Source organism: Paenibacillus tarimensis, from assembly GCF_021532315.1.
Lineage (GTDB): Bacteria > Bacillota > Bacilli > Paenibacillales > Paenibacillaceae > Paenibacillus_I > Paenibacillus_I tarimensis.
Genome location: NZ_JAKGAO010000006.1, coordinates 1 through 18,779, shown reverse-complemented (window position 1 = coordinate 18,779; position 18,779 = coordinate 1). Strand labels below are relative to the sequence as shown.

Below are 18,779 nucleotides of genomic sequence, written 5' to 3'. Positions count from 1 at the left end.
GGATTAAAATGAAGGATTTTCATAGATAGGATTAACTAGTGAATAAAGGATACATTCGAATTGGGAGTAAACAATCGCAACTAGTCTGCAACTGGCTTGCTTCTTTGTATAAATACCTGGACAGTGTGCATATCACAAACCCTGCAACATTCTTAACAATTTTGACGCCACCCACACCACGAACCCAACCAAGTTGACTTTCATCTCCGTCTGTCCTATATTAGTACCAGATACTAATACCTGATAACAACTTCATAAACCTATACAATACGGCTGATCCCCGGGCCATCCATTAACAGATGAAAGCGAGATGATTTACTCATGCATCAAGCCGGTAAAATAACATCCCATGCGGCGATTACCGCCATAGGCTCTTATGTGCCAGAGCGTGTGCTTACCAACAGCGACCTGGAACAGATGGTCGAGACCAGCCACGAATGGATTGTGCAGCGGACCGGCATTGTCGAGCGGCGCATCGCTGCCGAGAATGAATACTGCAGCGATCTCTGTATCGCAGCAGTGCGCAATATGCAGGAGCGCTATGGTGTGCAGCTCGAAGACGTTGATTATATCATCACCGCCACCTCGTCGCCGGATACGGTATTCCCAAGCATGTCTGCCCGCGTGCAGGCGGCATTCGGCATTCACGGCTGCGGCGCAGCCGATATCCAGGCCGCCTGTGCCGGCTTCGTGTCTGCCCTGCAGCTGGCCAATGGTCTGCTGCTGTCCGGCATGCACCGCAAAATTCTCGTCATAGGCGCCGAGACTCTCTCCAAGATTACCGACTATACCGACCGCACGACCTGCATCCTGTTCGGCGACGGGGCTGGCGCAGTCATAGTGGAGCGGACTAACGAAGCGGGAAGCTTCATCGCCTCGGCGGTTTCGACAGACGGAGATTCCGGGCATCACCTGTACCGCTCAGCACTCTCGGATGCAATTAGCGGCGTCCCGATCACAACCAACGACAAGATTATCCAGAATGGCAGAGAAGTATATAAGTGGGCGGTCACCAGCGTTACATCCGGTGTGAAGCACCTGCTAGAAGCCGCGGAGCTGGCAACCGGTCAGATCGACTGGTTCATACCGCACAGCGCCAATCTGCGGATGATCGAATCCATATGCGAGCGTACCGGAATTCCTCTGGAGCGTACGCTGTACAGCCTGGTCCATTACGGCAATACATCGGCGGCATCCATTCCGCTCGCTCTGGATCTCGCCATTCAAGACAACCGTATTGATAAAGGACAGACCATTCTGCTCTACGGGTTTGGCGGCGGCCTTACACAATCCGGGCTGATCCTTCGCTGGCTGCTTCCATGAGCTGCCTGCTCCCTTTGTCATGCGATGCGAAATAGACGAATGAAACAGTACATTGGTCCGCGCCCCTAAAGTTGTCCACCCATATGATGCTATAGAGCTATCAGATTAACATAATGGGGTGATTACTATCGGACCGCTCGTTACCGTCGTCATTCCGTTCTACAACTGCCCGTATATCGGCCAGGCGCTGGCTAGTGTGTTGAACCAGACCTACCAGAATATCGAGGTAATAGTTGTCGATGACGGCTCGGTCAGGAATCAGCACTTGCTGGCTCCTTACCATGGCAAATTTCACTATATCGGCAAAGCAAACGGGGGAACGGCGAGCGCCCTTAATTATGGCATGCGTCTTGCCTCCGGCAAGTATGTCTGCTGGCTGAGCTCGGACGATTGCTTTCTCTCGGACAAAATCGCCCGCCAGACAGCATTCATGGAATCAACGGGGGCCCGCTTCAGCTATACGGACTACCATGTTATTGATGCCGATAACCGTATAACCTGCTATAACGAGACTGCCAAATTTCCGTCATATAAGTCTTTTGTTGCCTCGCTCAAACAGTTCTGTCCCGTTAACGGCTGTACGGTTATGATGACGAAGGAGCTGGCTGCCGGGCTCGGCTGGTTTGATGAATCCCTTCCGTATACTCATGATTATGATATGTGGATTCGCGCTGCCCTCTCCGGCATTCATCTGCACTTCCTCCCTGTACCGCTGACCCTGTACCGCCGCCATAACCAGATGGGCACCATTCGGCATCAGGAAACGATCCAGCAGGAAGTCCAGGTCGTTCAGAGCCGCTACAGAAGCCTGCTGGAGCACCATGTAGCCCTAAGATACAGCTGACCCGGCCGGCGGCCGCTTATACTGGCGTCTGTTCTGCTATCAATCTGAGTCGTATGAGGCATATCAACCAAAAAAGCGTACAGCCGCCAGCTGTACGCTTTTTCATTTCGCCGTAACCGTGTCATTCTGCCTCACCCATACTCTTCCTGTATGTGAGCATATCCAACAGCGACTGTTCAAATGGAATCGCTGGTTCCCAACCCATCTGCATGAGGGCTGAGCAGTCAACCGGCTCTGGAGAAGCAGCTGCTGAACTGCCAACCTCCCAATGGATGGCTGAACCTGTCAGCTTGTCAAATGCATCCGCAATCTCGCCCAGCGACCGGAAAACACCCGATGCGACAGGGTAGCAAACCCCTGGCAAACCTGCTTGGAGCAAAACTCCGTATGCAGCGACTGCGTCCCGGACATCAAGGTAGTCCCGGCGCTCGGTGCGGGAGCTGAGCCGAAACGGCGGTATCTCTTCAGCGTGAGCTTGATCCCTTCCCTGCCGCTTCATTGCCCTTACCGCATGCCCTGTAATCAGCGCGCAAATCCCGGTCGACGGGCCTGGACCGATCAGATTGGACGGCTCGGCGATCATAACATCCATGCCGTATAGGGCATGCCAGCTGAGGGCAGCACTCACCTGCATTGTCTTGCTGAGTCCGTAAGGATGGGGCGGCTTAGGCGCCGCCTTGCCCGCAGGCCAGTGATAACGGATCATAGATCCTGCGACCAGAACCCTGCATGGCATTCCCAGTGCACGGATGGCTTCCAGCAGATATACGGTTCCCATCACATTCGTCTCCAGCCACGCTGCCGGCTGCTCCCACGAAGGTCTCACCGCGTTCCGGCCTGCAAGATGCAGGACAGCATCCGGCTGAACCTCCTTGACCAGACGGCTGACCGCAGCAGGATTGGCGAGGTCACAAACTACTGCCCTGACGCCCGGTAGTGATAGATCAGATAGGCTGCTCACGCGGTCTGCCGTCTCCGGCCTGACCGCTGCAGCAACCTCATAGCCACGCTTAGAGAAATACCGGCATGCATGCATGCCGGTAAATCCTGCTGCGCCGGTTATCAACAGCTTCTGGCCAGAGGCGCAGGCGCCCCCTACTTTTCCTGCATCCATGCCGCCAGCTCCTCCAGCATCGTCCTGTAATCAGGCACCGAATAATTCCAATCATGTCTTGTCGATTTCAAGGTACGGTCGAGGCGTATCGCATCATCCGGTTCTATGGAGATGTCATTCCTCTTCCATACCCTCTGGAACAGCTGCAGCAGCTCCAGCTTGCTTACCGGCTCGGGAGCTGTAAGATGCACAAGTCCTCCAGCTTCCGGCTCCGTAATTGCGTAATGCACTGCCTTCGCAAGCTCCAATGTTGTGACACCATTCCACATTACACGCTCGTATCCTTTAATGGTTCCCTGCTGCCTCAGGAACCACTGGAGCAGCCCAATACCGTTCGCCCGGATTTCAGGCCCTATAATGGAGGTTCGGATGGTCAGATGCTGCGGATCCCAGACTTCCCCCATCGCTTTGGTCACCGCGTATACAGATACGCCATCCGGCCGCTGTTCTTCTGTATACCCGCCACCGTGACCGGAAAACACACAGTCCGAGCTGATATGAATCAGTCTTGCGCCTGCCTCGTTGGCTGCATAACGCAGCCAATGGGGCAGCAGACCGTTCACGAGGTAAGCATCGATAGGCTTCTTCTCGGCATATTCATTAAGGACGCCTGCCGCGTTTATGATGACCTGCGGCCTTGTATCACGGACTACGTGCAGCACATTGCCCATGTCCGCCGCTTCCAAGAAGATTTCCCCTGCTTCACCTTTGGGGTCCCGGACCGTGAAGAGCACCTCAACCCCCGTCACCCGGCGAAAATAACGGACCAGCATATGGCCGGCCATCCCTCGGCCGCCGATGACGAGCAATCTCATGACAGGAACCCCCCGCTCACCAGCATAGCCTTGATCTCATCCTTGGTCATCAGCGAATCCGCAGAGCTGTAGCTGTCGAATTTTACCTGAGGGCAATTCTTGTAACGCTCCCGCAGGCCGGGAATATCAAGCGTTGGCAGAATAACCAGGTAGTTATTGTCATACACAACGGTCGTCTGGCTTTCGTAGTCGGTCAGCAAAATTTCATGGATCTTCTCGCCCGGACGAATACCGGTTTCTACCATCGCAACCTTACGGCCCAGCGAATCCATCAGTACCTCAGCCAGGTCGGATATTTTACAGGTTGGCATGGCCATCACGAAGATTTCTCCTCCGGCACTTTCCTCCGATGCCTTGAACAGCAGCCGGATCGCATCCTCCAGAGTAAGGAAGAACCGGGTCATGCGCATATCAGTAATCCGGACCTCCTGCTTCTCCCGGATCTGGTCCATGAACAGGTGAATGACGCTGCCGTTGGTACCCAGCACATTTCCGCCTCGTACACACACAAACTTGGTCGAAGTCTTCAGCAGATTGGCATAGACGATCAGCTTCTCACCAATTGCTTTCGTCATTCCGTAAAAGTTGGAAGGATTCGCGGCTTTATCCGTCGAGATATAAATGACGCGCTTTACCTTGCCTGCTATAGCTGCTTCGATAACATTCTGGGTACCAATTACATTGGTCTTGAGCGCTTCGTACGGCTGATCCTCGCAAACCGGCACATGCTTGAGAGCAGCCAGATGGAATACATAGTCAACTCCCTCGCAGGCTTTAATCATCGCTTCCCTGTCGCGGATATCCCCGATGCAGAAGCTCAGACGAGCATCCTCGAAGGTGCGGCTCATCGCAACCTGGCTGGACTCATTACGTGAAAAAACGATAATTTCCTTGGGGTTTTGAGGGAGCAGCTGGCGAATCAGCTCATAACCCCATGATCCTGTACCGCCGGTCACCAAGATACGCTGATTATTAAACATTCCATTTCCCTCCAAGCAAGAATTTTACCACCTTGTCTGAAACATCCGGTGTATCATAGCCCTCAGGCAGCTTCCAGCCGCTGGTCATCGCTGTCATAACAACAGCGGCACCTTCTATCCTATCGGGATGCAGACCGCACACCACATTGCTGCCGCAGTCTACCGTCTCCGGCCGTTCTGTGGTCTGCCGGATCGTAATTGTCGGCACCTGGAATAAGCAGCACTCCTCCTGAACGGTTCCGCTGTCGGTAATGGCTAAGCAGGCATACTTCTCCAGATGAACAAAATCGAAGAAGCCAAACGGCTCATGAAACTCTACCAGACTGTGCATCGGCTTCTTAATTCCGTGAAGGAGCCGGGAGTGCGTGCGGGGGTGGACGCTGCAGATCAAACGTCTGCCCAGCCGCTCGGCTGTCCGGTTTAACCCTTCCAGGATGCCGTCAAGCCGCTGCGGATCGTCCACATTCTCTGCCCGGTGCGCCGTAACCACCCCATACTCGCCTGGCTTGAGCGCCAGTCTATCCAGCACATCGCTGCTATCAATTGAAGCTGCGTAGTACTTGATGACTTCATAGATCGGATTTCCGGTCTTCACGATTCGCTGGGCGGGAAAGCCCTCCCGCAGCAGATTTTCCTTGCTGTAGGATGTGTAAGGCATGTTGATCGTGGACACGGCATCAATAACCTTGCGGTTCTTCTCTTCCGGTACCGCCAAATCATAGCAGCGATTGCCTGCTTCCATATGAACCACCGGAATTCCCATTCGTTCGGCGAGAACCGCGCACAGCGCGCTGTTCGTGTCGCCAAGCACTAGCACAACATCCGGCTTTTCCTGCTCCAGAATCTGCTCAGTTTGCTCGAACATGGCGGACAGCTGCTTGCCAAGCGACTGTCCTGGCAGCTTGAACGTATAATCCGGCTTACGCAGCTGGAGCTGGCGGAAGAAGATGTCACTTAGCGAGGGCGAGAAGTTCTGCCCCGTAAATATCAGCACATGCTTATCCGCGAGCTGATCCAGCTTGCGGATGATCAGGCTGAGCCGGATAATTTCCGGCCTTGTGCCCAATATAGTTGCAACGCGCATCACATGTTCACCTGTCCTTTCCTCTGCCTGACCGCGCGCTTCCCTTCATACGGCTCCTCCGCCGGCTGGATGTACGCTGGACTCGCCGGCTGGCTGTCTTCTTCGGTCTGCCAAGCTTAGCCCGAGATCCCTTCCGGGTGCGGCGTCTTCCGCTGACCGCTCGATTCCTGCGCAGCCGCTTCGGCCGCTTGCCGTTCCCGCGCCGCTTCGTGTCAGCGGGAGCATCACCGACCGGACTCCCGTGCGGTAAGGCCTGCAGCAATACATCCGGCACCTGCCTGACCTGATCAAAACGATACCCCTCCCGCAGGAAAGCCTCCTCCGTGGCAAAGGGTCTGAGAACAGCGCCTTCCCGGACAAAGACGGTAGGGCCGCTTCCCTTAATCGGGGCCTGCAGGGCTGGACTTACCGCCTGCAGGGAGGCCAGGAATTGACGAAGACGCTCACGGTAACCGTCGATACCGAACGCGCTGCTTGCCGCCCCGCTGCTGCGCTGGCCTATGCTGTTCCTGAGCTCAGTATCCGACGCCAGCTGGTTAATCCGCTCTGCAAGGACTGTGACATTGCCTGGCGGAACGGCGAAAGCCTCATTACCCGTCGCGCGGTGGATTTCCTCCAGTCCACCCGAAGCATAAGACACGACTGGCTTGCCAAAAACCATGCCCTCCAGCGCTGTCATACCAAAGCCTTCTGCAGTCAGGCTTGGGATGACGACGATATCCATGGCCGGGTAGACCCTCTCGATCCGCTCCTCAAACCGGATCAGCCGGATACGGTCCATGATTCCGCCTCTTCTGGCAGCCTCCATACAGTTCTCGAAGTAAGCTTCATCAACTGGATTGCCGACAATCAGAAACTGGGCGTGCTGATGAAGCTGAGCAGTTTGTACGGCAGCCTCCATAAAATGATGAAGACCCTTGCTTTCATAGATGGCTGATGCGATATAGCCGATGAGCAGATGATGATGCTCGAGCCCCAGCTGCCTTCGAACGCTGGACCGGTTAACCGTCCATGTTTCCGGAGCCAGGTCTGCTATTTGCCAGGAAGGCGGAAGGATTGTGCATTTGTCTGCAAGTCCGGCGCTGAGGAACGGTCTGAGCGTCGAAGCCGAAATTCCAATAATTCTGTCGGCCTGCCGTCCCATCCACCCGGCTGCCGCTGTTGTATATTCCGTTTCACGCATGGTTTCCATAATGGCCCAGACTGTCGGGATACCAAGCGACTTGGCCGCCACTGCCGGCAGCGGATGAACTGCCGTACTGACAAGTACAGCATCAGGCTGCATACGCACGAGCAGTTCCACCAGCATTGTCCATTCCATGCCTTCCATGGCCTTCTGTACCTCAACCTCGAACTCAGGCTGTCCGAGATACAGTGATACAACAAGCGGAAGAGGCATAACGGCGACTTTCACGCCCATCTCCCTTGCGTTCGCCGCAATCATCCCCTCACCGGGAACAACCAGTGTGCAATCATAGCTTGGAAGCAGCTCTCGGACCATGAACAGCAGCAGCTTTTCGGCTCCAGTCACGTAAGTCGGGCTGCAGAGATGGGAAAACACGAGCATCCTTGGTTTTGTAGTATGCATGGTTCCATACCCGGTTCTTCACTGCCGCGGGTACGGGTCACCTCCTTTGTGACGGGTAGTACACTATATTAAAGGGACAAACTAACTGGCACGACATTTGAACCCTTGCCATTCGTACAAATTCGGCGGGTTAACCGGCGGACGACTGTACCCAAAACATCTGCCTGCTATCCGAACAGCGTAAGCAGCAGAGAGTTAAGCCGGTGAACGTAGGTATGCTCGTGAAACGTCCGGTACAGTCCCCGTATGGCGACAGCCTGCCGTTCTTCTTCATGAGCCAGGTAGTAATCGATTTTGGCAATCAGCTCTTCAGGCGTCCCATAGGTCGCCAGTTCAATGCCCGGCTTATAATAGCGCGCAAGATCGGACCGCTCGTCAGTCAGCTGCAGCGTACCGCAGCCTGCTATTTCGAAGGTACGCGGATTAGGTGTGGCCGCGCCGATCCCCGCGCTGTTGAAGTTAAAGGTTGTATCGTCGGGTGAACGATGCATATTGATAACAATTTTGGCACCGCTGTATGTCTCCGAAGTCTGCAAAGGCTCCATCCATCTCCCCAGCTCGATCTTGGAGGACAAGATCGGATAGGTCTGCAGCCGGTCCCACCACAGGCCCGATATGCGGACATCTCTGCGGGCCAGCTCTTCGGCCACCTGATCGAAGAAAGCCACACGGTTCCAATAGGCCGAGCCAACGAAGCAAACCTCCCTGCGATTATCCGCAGCCGTATTGCGCGGCCTGAAATGTGCCGGGAAGAAGGCAAGCGGAAGATGATGCACACGCTCGCATCCCAGTGAACGGTAAAAATCTACGCAGGTGCTTTCCAGAGTAAAAACATCGTCGTAATGAGCTGCTAGCTGCGATGTTTTGTCTGTATAATACGGATCATCCGTAAACCACACAGCTGTGCGGATGCCCCCGGCCCGTATTAAATCCACCTCAGCGGTGTCAAAGTCCAGTGCATCCAGAAACAGCACCAGATCGGGACGGAGACTAAGCGCGGTCTGTGCCACTCCATCCCCTGGACCAACCACAGACACCCTGCTGACCAGCTGGCGCAGCGACACGGAGACCGCCTCATCCAAAGGCGAATACGGGTATCCTTTTCCTGTCGTGACATAGAGGACATGAAGCGGCCGTACGATAGATGGCTGTTCCGCATGGCGAATTACATATTCGCATTGTCCCAGCCAATATCCATCCCGGTAGCCGTTCGGATACCCGTCCTGCCTGCCTTTCTCGTACAGCCTGTCAGCGTCAGTCTGCATTCGGGTTCCCCTGCGGGCAGCCGATCTGGATTGACCTGGCCTCGCAGACCTTCGTAATCTTCTCTTACGCTGCATAAGAAGCACCTCTCCTTTCCTGTTCAGACCGTATTTAGATTAAGGATAGAAGCCGATCCAATCTGTTGGCATAGTTATGGTCTCTCAGCGTGCGCAGCAGACCGCGGACCGCAATCCGGCTGCGCTGTTCCTCGTGCTGCAGGTAATAGCGGATTTTTGCTGTGAGCTCTGCTGCGCTGCTGAATGTTTCAATTTCCCGCCCCGGCTTAAAATAAGTGCTCAGATCCTCTCTTTTGTCCGTTAGTTGAAAGGCACCACATGCGTTGATTTCAAAGGTTCTGGGATTAATGGAGCGGCCAGGGAGGCCATAGGTATTCCGGTTGTCCTTGCCCGGCTCAGCCGTCCTGTGAAGGTTAATGACAATCTTCGCCCCATTGTAAAAGCGGACCGAATCCTCCACGGGCAGCCAGCCCGAACGGATGGAAGGGGCCAGGCGGCTGAAATGGTTTAACCGCTCCCATAGCCCGCCGGCAATGAAGACACGGCGTCCGCTCAGTTCATCGGCGATCTCGTCAAACATCCGGATCCGATTCCAGAAGCCCTGTCCGATAAAGCAGACATCACTCCAATACTCTGGACCAACCGCAAGCGGCTTGAAGATCCCCGGATATGCGGCGAATGGCAGATAGTGGACCCGGTCACATCCCAAATCCCGGTAGAAAGGCACTGTGCTCAGTTCATGGGTGAATACGACATCATACCGGGGAGCAATAGACGCTGTATATTCCGTCACATAAGGGTCATCCGCGAACCAGATCGCCGTCTTGATCCCCATAGACCGGATATCATCGACCTGCTCCAGATGGTCCTCCGGGAACACATGAAGGCCATTGAGCACCAGCATGAGATCCGGCTGCATGGCGGCAGCTGTTTCCCGCATGCTGTCAGCCTTACCGACCTTCACCTCTGCTGCACACTCGCGGAGTGCCGCGGCTACCCCCTCATCAATAGCATCGAAGCCCTGCGGTATATAGAGAATGCGAAGCGGCCGTTTTGTTATCCGGCTTGCTGATGCAGTGGACGCAGCAACCGCAGCCCGGCAGGCGCCATCCCTCCAGCCCCGAACGAAGCCCTCCCGCCTCCCGTCTGTGCGGCCGGATGTACGCGACCGCTTCCCGCTATCTTTCTTCATCCATGAAACACCGCCTTGTCGGGTACTTACACCCTAAATATATGTCGCCCCCGCCAACCACACATGGACACTTGTCAGCCCATGATCAAAAAAGGCAGATTGCCACCCGGCAAACACCCTGCACGACACTTGTCCGAGAATCACGTGAACAAAAAAAGCAGCACCTGCCTATTGGCGGCGCTGCGTGTTCCGGTAAACCAAGCCTGTTGTCCTTCGGCTCCTGTATTTGACCTTACTAAACCTGGTGCTCGTAAGCGATTTGATGTCCGTCCTCGAAGCCCTTGGCAAAGCCTGCATTATAGCCTTCATTATAGGCCTGATTATAACCTTCACTATAGGTACGGGGTTTCCTGGTTTTGCGGACTCTTCGCTTTACTCCCGAAACCAGCCTGTTCCGCTGTTTGATCCTCTTGCGCCCAAGACGCCGGGCCTGCTTCTTCCCGCTTGCGGACCTGGCCGCCGTTGATGGTTTTCTCTTCTTCACGCTTCGCTTCAGCAGCGGACCGCGCCGCACAGCCGTGCTGCGTGTACGCCGCTTGCGCACGGACAACCTTGCTTTTTTCACCTGCTATTCCTCCCAATCTTCTGCGATTCTGACTCTGCGTCCGGGTAATTGCTCACCGCCTGGCAGGCTGATCCATGGCGGAGCGGGCTTACCCTTGCGCCTTCGCCCCGGGAAGGACCCCGTTATGGAATCGGCCATCCGCTCCTGCAGCCCGGTAAGCAGGCGGATATTCTCGCCTATTGAGCGGGCAAGCTGCGGAGAGACATCCGTCAAATCCGCAATACTTTGCAGAATGACAGCCATAGCTTGCTGGCTTTTGGCCACGGAAGCAATCAGTTCAAGCTTCACCTCATGTTCACGGCTGCGGTAGCGGACCATTCTACTGGTCTCCCATATCGAAGCTGCCGCTGAACATGCCTCCCATGCCATCTTCTGAACCTTCGCCTTCCGCTCCAACCACCGCTTTAAGCACGCCATTCATCCCTTGGCCGAGCTTATTAAGTCCTTCAATTATCTCAATGACCTGATCATGAACCTGCATCGTTTCTTTAAGCAGATCCTGCTGGGCGACAAAGGCTTCAGAGGTCAGATGGTTCACGATCCAGTTGCGGATTTTCTCTGCTTCCGATGCCTTCGCCTCCAATATCATGGCCACATTCCACTGCATATTCGCCGATGCGTCCAGCATACGCATATAGGCCTGTTCCCGGTTCATATCTCTCATGCCCCTTCCATGCTTACTCCTCTTCGGTGCCTTCCATTTCCTTCATAATGGAGGCCAGATGGTCGGCCAGCGTTTCTTGAAGGTCGGCCAAGCCGTTCAAATAAGACACTACACTCTTGCATACGGTCGACGAGCTTTCCATGAGGCCCTCAAAGCCGCCAAAATCCGGATGGGTATCCGGCAATGAGTTCACGACCTGAGCAACCCTTACGGCTACATGCCGTTCTGCTTCAAGGACTCTGGCCAACTGCTGCTGGGAAACGGACAAATGCCCGATTACTTCATTGACTAGCTGCTGCACGGTTCACATTCCTTCCGTTTTATATACAGCATATGCGGACTATGCTCACATGCTACTTCACTCTCGCTATCCCCTCAGCGCTAAAAGAGGCCCGCCATGCGCGCATGGCAAGCCTCATAATGAATAATCTTGCAGCATTCTGCCCAGTTACAGCCGCTGAACGATCCGTATTGGAGCAATTACCGGCAGCCCTTCAGGGAGCGACATCAGTGTATCCGAGGTAAAAGCAGCCTGCGGCTTATCCAGCAGGCCCCACGCTTCGGCAGCATGCTGACTTGCAACCCTTCGCCGCATACCGGATTCGACATAATACAGGGTACCGTCCGGTGCGGAGGCAAGTGCGCTTCCCCCTGTCATCGGCTCGTTCGGAACCAGCCTCCAGACAGCTTCCGCTTCTGCGGCCGCCACCTGCGCACCGATCGGCCAACGCTTAAGCTCCAATTGGGAAAGTCGGACGACCGGAGCGTGAACTTCACCGGCCACCGGATGCCGCTGTCCCTCTGAAATCCAGTAAACCGTGTCACCTAACCCTTTGACGAATGTGTTAGAAGGATAGAACCCTGTCTCCCCGTTTGGCGGCCAGCCCGCCGAGGCATCCCCCATGCGGCTTGCCGCTTCCCTGGCTTCATAGACCAATGCGTGCGGATTGCCCCATTTAGTCAGGTAGTAGCGTTCATTCTCATTATTAACCTCCATGAACTGGTCGCCGAGCGCTTTCATGCTGATACTGCCAAAATGATGAATAAACGTATCCCGCGCCAGTGCCAGCTCAAACCCTTGAAGCCTGACCCGTATGTTATAGTCATCGTCTTCGTAGTTGCCCACGACATAACCCTCATCAAAATATCCCGTACGCTCCAGCAGCTCACGCCGGAACAGAAGGCAAAACCCGGTAATCCTGTCCGTACGCTGCCATTTGGCAGGGTCACACTGGTTGAAGGCTTCGGCAAAAGGCAGCATGTCGTCAACCGATTCATACGGCACATCGATTCGCTGCTCTCCGCTGATATAGTTCGTCACAGGGCCGACCATGCCGATCCGGCTGTCGCTATTCAGGCATTGAAGCATATTATCCAACCAGCGGGGCGTTACAAGTGTATCATTATTCAGCAGGAGGATCGTCTGGCCTTTAGCCATCATAAGCCCCTGATTGACTGCCCCTGCAAAACCATGATTAGTCTCCAGAATGCGGTACCTGATCTGGCCGCTTACACTCTTCAGATATTCAGCTGTTCCATCTGTAGAGGCATTGTCAATTACAATAATTTCGTAAGGAAGATCGGTATGCCTTGCGATGCTTTCAATACATAGCTGCAAGTAATCCTTCTTGTTATAGGTCGGTATAATGATACTCGTGCCTTCGAACAAGGTATTGAAGCTTTCCCTTCCGGCCGTAACCCCCTGTTTATAGCCATGCTCATATCCTTCCTTAAATACACCGGCAACCGTCACACGTCTGCCTGCGGAGCGCCGCCGCCTTGAACGCCTGCCGGGGCGTTGTCGGGTCACACCTGCCATTGTCCTTCATCTCCCATCTATATATGCTTCCGTTAAAGGAGGTCCGCCTCAAGCTTGCGCCTGAGCGGCGACCTGATCCGCTGCATGGCCGAAGTCCAGCGCGACCTTACCCTGCTCGGCGGCCAGCCGCTGTGCGATCACAACAGCCGGAATTCCGGCTGCTACAAGCGCCAGATCACATTCCACACCGGATGCTTCATGAATAACCCGGCCTATGTCCGGGAAACCGGCGACCGGCGCAATCATACCCGCAATCTGCACTCCCTCCTGCACCAGCCTGCCGGCAAGTCCAGGCGCTGCGTTGCCGATGACCAGCACCCGTCTTCCAGCCATAAGCCTATTCAGCCAGCCCTCCTGCAGCAGACTGTAATTTATTGTGGATGTAGTCAGCCTCAGCCCAAGAAGATCAATGCCATGCCGCTGGAGAACCTGGAACAAGAGCGGCTGGAAGTGGAGTCTTCGCGACACGGGAACGCCTGTAATATCCGCTTGTCTTACCGCTTCTGCAAGCTGGTCTCTTGCGTCAAAGTCCGGAACAACAACACCTGCGCTGCTTAGAAAAGGAGCCTTCCGGCTAATTTCCTCCGGAGAATAGACAAGTCCCTGTGACAAGGCTAGCAGCTCCCCGTCTCCCAGCCTGACGACCGACAGCGGGCTGCGCTCCCGGATCGAAGTATCCATACGCTCAAATAACTCATGCGATCCCATCAGCGGCAGCAGCTGCGGAGACAGCTGATGGATACCCGCTGCCACTACATCCTTAAGTGTCAAGGCAGGAAGCAGCATGCCCGGAGGCAGCAGATCCTCCAGCAGCTTCTCTCCCGCTTCATACCTTGCCATCTCTAGCGCCGCTTCGCATGCATTATCAATCGACTTATGTTCGCCCTCCGGACTCTTCCCGCCGCCAGGTGTTCGGCGCTCAGCCGGACCGGATATCTCAGTCTCAGGTGCCGGCTCTGTTAACGGTGCCAGCTCGGGTGCTGTTCCCAGCTTCCCGTTCCTCGCCCTTCTTCTGACAACAGCACCACCACCTGTCCTATTCCGCTTCCCATAACGTTTCTTCCCGCTCCGCTTATGCTTTCCACGCTTCAGGGAGGGCGTTTTACCTGCCGATTTTCGCCGTTTGCGGCGCGTCCTCCCTGCTGCAGCTGCCGCTGGACGGAGCACCGTCATGGCGAGCCCCGTCATCCTCGGGCCCCCCGCATTTTCGCCGAAGCTTCATACAAGGAATCGAATGTTCCTGCATCCGTCCACCAGCCCTCCAGCCTCCGGCAGCTTAGCTTGCCGTCGGCCGCATAGGCATTATTTACATCCGTAATTTCCAGCTCTCCCCTGGCAGACGGCTGAATCGCTCTTACCCTGTCGAACACTGTAGCATCGTACATATAAATTCCTGTTACACAGAAGCTGGATGACGGGTTCTCCGGCTTCTCTTCAATCCGCTCAATCCGGGTGCCGTCACCTGTGAAGACCGGCACGCCATAGCGCTCGGGATCATGCACTTCCTTCAACAGCACCATCGCACCATCCGGCTGCTCGCGGAATGCTTCAATGTGAGGCTTGAGAGGATCTTCGAACAGATTGTCACCAAGAAGAACGATAAACTTATCATCACGGCCCACAAAATCTTCAGCCAGTGCCAATGCTTCCGCGATGCCTCCAGCCTGCTCCTGGACCTTATAAGTCAGAGCAACACCGTCATTTTCCCCGCTGCCCAGATAGGCTGTAAACATCCCGGCAGCCGACCTGCTAGTTATAATGAGGATATTCGTCACGCCCGCCTGCTTCAGCTTATTGACCGCATGGCTGATCATGGGCTGCTCCCCTACAGGAAGCAGATGCTTGTTGATCAGGTTCGTAAGCGGACGCAGCCTGGATCCGGTACCACCTGCCAGTATGACTGCTCTCACTCCATATTCCTCCTTTATCCACCGGTTAATGACGGAGCCCATGCCTTACATGAACTGCACCGGATCGGTTTTCCATTTTTCAATAAACAGCCTTCTGTTCCGGTCAACCAAAGCTTGAAGCTCCTGCTGGCCCCTTAGGTTGAAGCTTGCACTGCCTGCATGGTGAACAAGCGTATCCTTGCACATCAGCATCCTGCAGCCGAGTCCGTGTACGCGCCGGCAGTAATCATCGTCTTCATAATGTCCCGGGGAAAATTGCTCGTCGAGCTTGCCTGCACGTTCATAAACCTCGCGCTTTATCACCATACAGAATCCGACCAGCCGCTGAACTTCCTCCCACTTGTCTGGATTCGAGCGGTTTATCTCCCCGGCGATTCGCTGAAACTCCTGCATATCCGCAAAAGGGTAGTTCACCTGCTGACGGCCGCTTGCATAATTGGTTACAGGCCCTGCCATCCCTATATCATGACTGCTGTGTAGTGCGGTCAGCAGGTTCTGCAGCCACCTGGGCGCCACCGTCACGTCATTGTTAAGCAGCACCAAATTGCTCCCCGAAGCAAGACGTAAGCCTGCGTTGCATGCCCTAGGATAGCCATTTGAGACCGGAAGCCGGACGAATGGGATTTGTTCAGCCGCGCACCACATTGCCGTACCATCCACAGATCCGTCATCCACTGCAATGATCTCATAAGGAGTTACCGCCTGATCCGTATAGCTTCTAATAGAAGCGACACAGCTCTGCAGCAGCTGCAGCCCGTTGTGGCCGGGTATGATGATGCTCGTCAGCCCGTACGACATGGTCCGTCACCTCCAGCTGCATGGCGTCTGCGCACAAAATCCGGCAATCCGAGCCTTGGTCCTTCCTGCTCCATTGCATCACAAAGCGCTTCGATATGGTCGCCCATAATAAGCCTTGCCACATCATTGCCCTTACCCGTATTGGTACTGCGTACCCGGTTGCGCTTGATAACGTCAACACTGCAGCAGACCGTTACGTTTAATCCCGCCAGAATCGCTGCAGCTTGCGCTGCCGGTGGAACGGCCAGCCGGCCGGCGCCAATTGTATCCAGCGCTTTGCGTGATAGAGCATGCGGAACCGATGTCATCGAATTGGCCCTTAAGCTTTTTCGTCCAAGTGCGGTATTGACGAAGGCTTTGATCATTGATACATCATCCCATCTGTCGAACCTCCCCAAGTAAGGCGAGATGTCATTGAGCGCCACATCTGCCCCCTTGCTTACAGCTGTTAGGAAAGGCATCAGATCAGATGCGGCTACAGGCAGGTCTCCATCCACGAACAGCACGATGTCCGCATCAGTCATTCCTGCGCCAACCGCACGGCCGACATCATGGCCCAGAGGCTCCGGCATGTGAACAATCGTAACTCCAGGCATCTCCATTGCAGCAGCAAGACTCCCGTCTGTCGTACCGTTAATAACCGCAATGATGTCGCGAAGCGGAAGCTTTCGCAGCTCTTGGAGCACCCTAACTATCGTTTGTTCCTCATTTTGTACCGATATAACCGCCGCTGCGGACAGATGCTCCGGCAGCACATAATCCATGCCGGCAGCCCTTCTCCGTCCTGTACGCTTGCTGCGCGCTCTGCCCCGTCCCCCGGCTCCCCGCTTCTTCCTGACCGAGTGTCCTGCGCCATGCCTCCTCTTCATCATCTCACCTCGCAATACTGCCGCTTGCGCAGCAAATCCGTACAGCCGCCCCGTCTGCCCCGCTGACCGATCAGCAAGGCCGCAGCTTCCAGATGATCGCCCATAACCAGCCGTACCAGCTGGCTGTTGTGCCCCCTTGTTCGGCGCTTGCGGTTGCGAATACCGACCGGTATCCGTTCAATCAGCCGAATCTCCAGTCCAGCGCTTGCTGCCTTAACCTGGGCGAGCGGCGGCACAGCGAGTGCCTCAGCTCCGATAACGGTGACTGCCTTACGGCTGAGAGCATGGGGAACTGCAGTCATGGATGCGCCGCCCAGCTCAGGGAGCCCCAGCATGGCATTGAGCGCATGCTTGGCGAGTACGACATTATGCACCTGTTTGCGCCGCCGGGGTCCGTGATAATTGTTCAGGGCAACATCCGTTTTCTGTTCAAGGACAGCCCGGATATAGGGTCGCAGCTCGCCGGCAGTAATGACAAAATCACCATCAATGAACAGGAGCACCTCCCCGCTTGCCGACAACGCTCCAATGCTGCGGCCAACGTCATGCCCAAGCGGTTGGTCATACTCCAGCACAACAGCTCCCGCTCTGCGGGCTTCTTCCGCTGACCCGTCTGTTGAGCCGTTCACAACGGCTATCACCTCGGTTGACGGATGTACCTTCCTTGCTTCCTTAATAACTGCCGCTATTGTTCTTCTTTCGTTCATAACCGGAATGATCACCGATACGGCTGGTGTCACACCAGCCCCATTAGCCGGAACCGGGTAAAATTTCGTATTCGAATCAGGGCTGGCCCGCATTTCCGGTTTCCACCCCGTTGATGGCGGATTTTTCATCCTGCCTTGCTTACTCTTCTTAATGGATGGTTTTCTTCTCTCTCCGGCACTCAGCTTCCGCTTGCTCTGGACTAACCTGCGCCTCTTTCGGGCTCCGGCCCGTCCTCGCCTCCGGCTGCCGGCTGCCTTTTGCCTAACCGGCTTCATGCCCTCACCTCCCTAACGCACATCTGCTGCGTAAGAGGCCGGCTGCATGGGCGAGCGGCAGGGATATTTGGTAACCACCGCTACTGCCGGCCTTTTCCATGTCATTGTATGTACGGGAGACAGGTGCGGTATCGGCACCTGTACGGTCGGAGACAGACAAAGGCTGTTTCTCTCGCTGACTGCGTCAGCAGGTAACTCGGCATAAAAAAATCTCCCCGGGATTTATACCGGAGAGACATTCTATTGGTCTTTCAGCTTTCATTGCCCGGGTAGGTTCAACCGACTGCGATCCAGTTCAGCTCCCCTGCCCCAATTACGCCGATCCGTTGCCTCACGACCGAGATGACGGCAAAGTCACGGAATTTTTGTTTAATATAAGCATGACAGTAGGGCTGATTCGTTGAAGCTGTCATGACATAGCTCTGATCTTTAAATGCATCATCGAAGGCGACCACGATATCCAACTGCTCTTCCATGCCCTCAAAGGCAAACAATGCAACTCCAAACTGCTGCAGCGCTTCACCTGTTAAGCCGGTTGGGGTGTGAATCGGCTGAAAGGAAAGCTTGGAAGGGTTCAGGCTGCCGTCCGCTATATGTCCTGCGCAGATAGCGCCCTCGCGGATATGTCGCCCTTCAATGCTATTATCCTGTATATGGCCCTCGCTAACAGCCCCTGCTGCCAGCAGCTCCCCGGTAATAGAGCCTTGTTTTAGCGTCTCTGCGTGTTCCTGGACCGGCACGGAGGCGAGCAGCTCACCCAAGAGTTCGGGCGCAAGCTTCTCCCTTGTGATAGCCGCAGTATCAACCAAGTCGGTCGTTATTGAACCTGGAATAATATGGCTACTGGTTATGGAGCGCAGCGCAAGCTTCGTAATGGTGACCGCTCCGTCGGCCAGCTTCTCTGAAGTAACGGCTTCATCCCCCAGCTCATCGTTGCCTACCGAGTGGGCA

Annotated in this window: 20 protein-coding genes; 2 read left to right on the top strand and 18 right to left on the bottom strand. The window is 55.1% G+C overall.

Annotated features, from left to right (window positions below; genetic code table 11):
* Window positions 1-321: 321 nt before the first annotated feature.
* Window positions 322-1,323 (top strand): ketoacyl-ACP synthase III, encoded by a 1,002-nt coding sequence (locus L1N82_RS05200; RefSeq protein ID WP_235286324.1) that lies wholly within the window; start codon window positions 322-324, stop codon window positions 1,321-1,323.
* 118 nt (window positions 1,324-1,441) lie between these two features.
* Entirely contained in the window at window positions 1,442-2,167 is a 726-nt protein-coding gene (locus L1N82_RS05195) for a glycosyltransferase (RefSeq protein WP_407946699.1), read from the top strand.
* A 121-nt stretch (window positions 2,168-2,288) separates the two neighbouring features.
* Here the strand turns inward: L1N82_RS05195 and L1N82_RS05190 are convergent, their stop codons facing one another.
* The 18 genes from L1N82_RS05190 to L1N82_RS05105 form a co-directional block, all read right to left on the bottom strand.
* On the bottom strand, window positions 2,289-3,281 hold the full coding sequence (locus L1N82_RS05190) for an NAD-dependent epimerase/dehydratase family protein (protein ID WP_235286323.1): 993 nt from the start codon (window positions 3,279-3,281) through the stop codon (window positions 2,289-2,291).
* Window positions 3,263-4,096 carry a dTDP-4-dehydrorhamnose reductase family protein gene (locus tag L1N82_RS05185; protein ID WP_235286322.1) on the bottom strand — a complete coding sequence of 278 codons (834 nt, stop codon included), beginning with the start codon at window positions 4,094-4,096 and terminating at the stop codon, window positions 3,263-3,265. Before L1N82_RS05185 ends, L1N82_RS05190 begins: the two co-directional genes overlap by 19 nt.
* Window positions 4,093-5,076, bottom strand: a complete 984-nt coding sequence (locus L1N82_RS05180) for a polysaccharide biosynthesis protein (protein ID WP_235286321.1) — start codon at window positions 5,074-5,076, stop codon at window positions 4,093-4,095. The genes L1N82_RS05185 and L1N82_RS05180 overlap by 4 nt, the downstream gene beginning before the upstream one ends.
* Entirely contained in the window at window positions 5,069-6,160 is a 1,092-nt protein-coding gene (gene wecB / locus L1N82_RS05175) for a non-hydrolyzing UDP-N-acetylglucosamine 2-epimerase (protein ID WP_235286320.1), read from the bottom strand. Before wecB ends, L1N82_RS05180 begins: the two co-directional genes overlap by 8 nt.
* Window positions 6,161-6,167: 7 nt before the next feature.
* Entirely contained in the window at window positions 6,168-7,691 is a 1,524-nt protein-coding gene (locus L1N82_RS05170; protein WP_235286319.1) for a glycosyltransferase family 4 protein, read from the bottom strand.
* A gap of 224 nt (window positions 7,692-7,915) precedes the next feature.
* Entirely contained in the window at window positions 7,916-9,013 is a 1,098-nt protein-coding gene (locus tag L1N82_RS05165) for a CgeB family protein (RefSeq protein WP_235286318.1), read from the bottom strand.
* 109 nt (window positions 9,014-9,122) lie between these two features.
* Window positions 9,123-10,220, bottom strand: coding sequence for a CgeB family protein (locus tag L1N82_RS05160; RefSeq protein WP_235286317.1), 1,098 nt, complete (start codon window positions 10,218-10,220; stop codon window positions 9,123-9,125).
* A gap of 235 nt (window positions 10,221-10,455) precedes the next feature.
* Window positions 10,456-10,785, bottom strand: coding sequence for a hypothetical protein (locus tag L1N82_RS05155; RefSeq protein ID WP_235286316.1), 330 nt, complete (start codon window positions 10,783-10,785; stop codon window positions 10,456-10,458).
* Window positions 10,786-10,788: 3 nt separating this feature from the next.
* Window positions 10,789-11,103 (bottom strand): hypothetical protein, encoded by a 315-nt coding sequence (locus tag L1N82_RS05150; RefSeq protein WP_235286315.1) that lies wholly within the window; start codon window positions 11,101-11,103, stop codon window positions 10,789-10,791.
* Window position 11,104: 1 nt separating this feature from the next.
* Complete coding sequence (locus L1N82_RS05145; RefSeq protein WP_235286314.1) at window positions 11,105-11,440, bottom strand: restriction endonuclease subunit S; 336 nt, start codon at window positions 11,438-11,440, stop codon at window positions 11,105-11,107.
* A 22-nt stretch (window positions 11,441-11,462) separates the two neighbouring features.
* Window positions 11,463-11,750 (bottom strand): nucleoside-diphosphate sugar epimerase, encoded by a 288-nt coding sequence (locus tag L1N82_RS05140; RefSeq protein ID WP_235286313.1) that lies wholly within the window; start codon window positions 11,748-11,750, stop codon window positions 11,463-11,465.
* A gap of 147 nt (window positions 11,751-11,897) precedes the next feature.
* Window positions 11,898-13,259 carry a glycosyltransferase family 2 protein gene (locus tag L1N82_RS05135; RefSeq protein ID WP_407946696.1) on the bottom strand — a complete coding sequence of 454 codons (1,362 nt, stop codon included), beginning with the start codon at window positions 13,257-13,259 and terminating at the stop codon, window positions 11,898-11,900.
* 57 nt (window positions 13,260-13,316) lie between these two features.
* Entirely contained in the window at window positions 13,317-14,456 is a 1,140-nt protein-coding gene (locus L1N82_RS05130) for a GT-D fold domain-containing protein (RefSeq protein WP_235286311.1), read from the bottom strand.
* The gene (locus L1N82_RS05125) at window positions 14,453-15,178 is read right to left on the bottom strand and encodes a sugar phosphate nucleotidyltransferase (RefSeq protein WP_235286310.1); all 726 of its coding nucleotides are present in this window, start codon (window positions 15,176-15,178) and stop codon (window positions 14,453-14,455) included. The genes L1N82_RS05130 and L1N82_RS05125 overlap by 4 nt, the downstream gene beginning before the upstream one ends.
* A 45-nt stretch (window positions 15,179-15,223) precedes the next feature.
* Window positions 15,224-15,976, bottom strand: coding sequence for a glycosyltransferase family 2 protein (locus tag L1N82_RS05120; RefSeq protein ID WP_235286309.1), 753 nt, complete (start codon window positions 15,974-15,976; stop codon window positions 15,224-15,226).
* A complete protein-coding gene (locus L1N82_RS05115; RefSeq protein WP_235286308.1) occupies window positions 15,961-16,845 on the bottom strand; it encodes a glycosyltransferase family 2 protein in 885 nt (294 codons plus the stop codon). Before L1N82_RS05115 ends, L1N82_RS05120 begins: the two co-directional genes overlap by 16 nt.
* Complete coding sequence (locus L1N82_RS05110) at window positions 16,845-17,828, bottom strand: glycosyltransferase family 2 protein (RefSeq protein ID WP_235286307.1); 984 nt, start codon at window positions 17,826-17,828, stop codon at window positions 16,845-16,847. Before L1N82_RS05110 ends, L1N82_RS05115 begins: the two co-directional genes overlap by 1 nt.
* Window positions 17,829-18,103: 275 nt before the next feature.
* Window positions 18,104-18,779: WIAG-tail domain (locus tag L1N82_RS05105; protein WP_235286306.1), on the bottom strand; the 676-nt coding region annotated here is incomplete at its 5' end.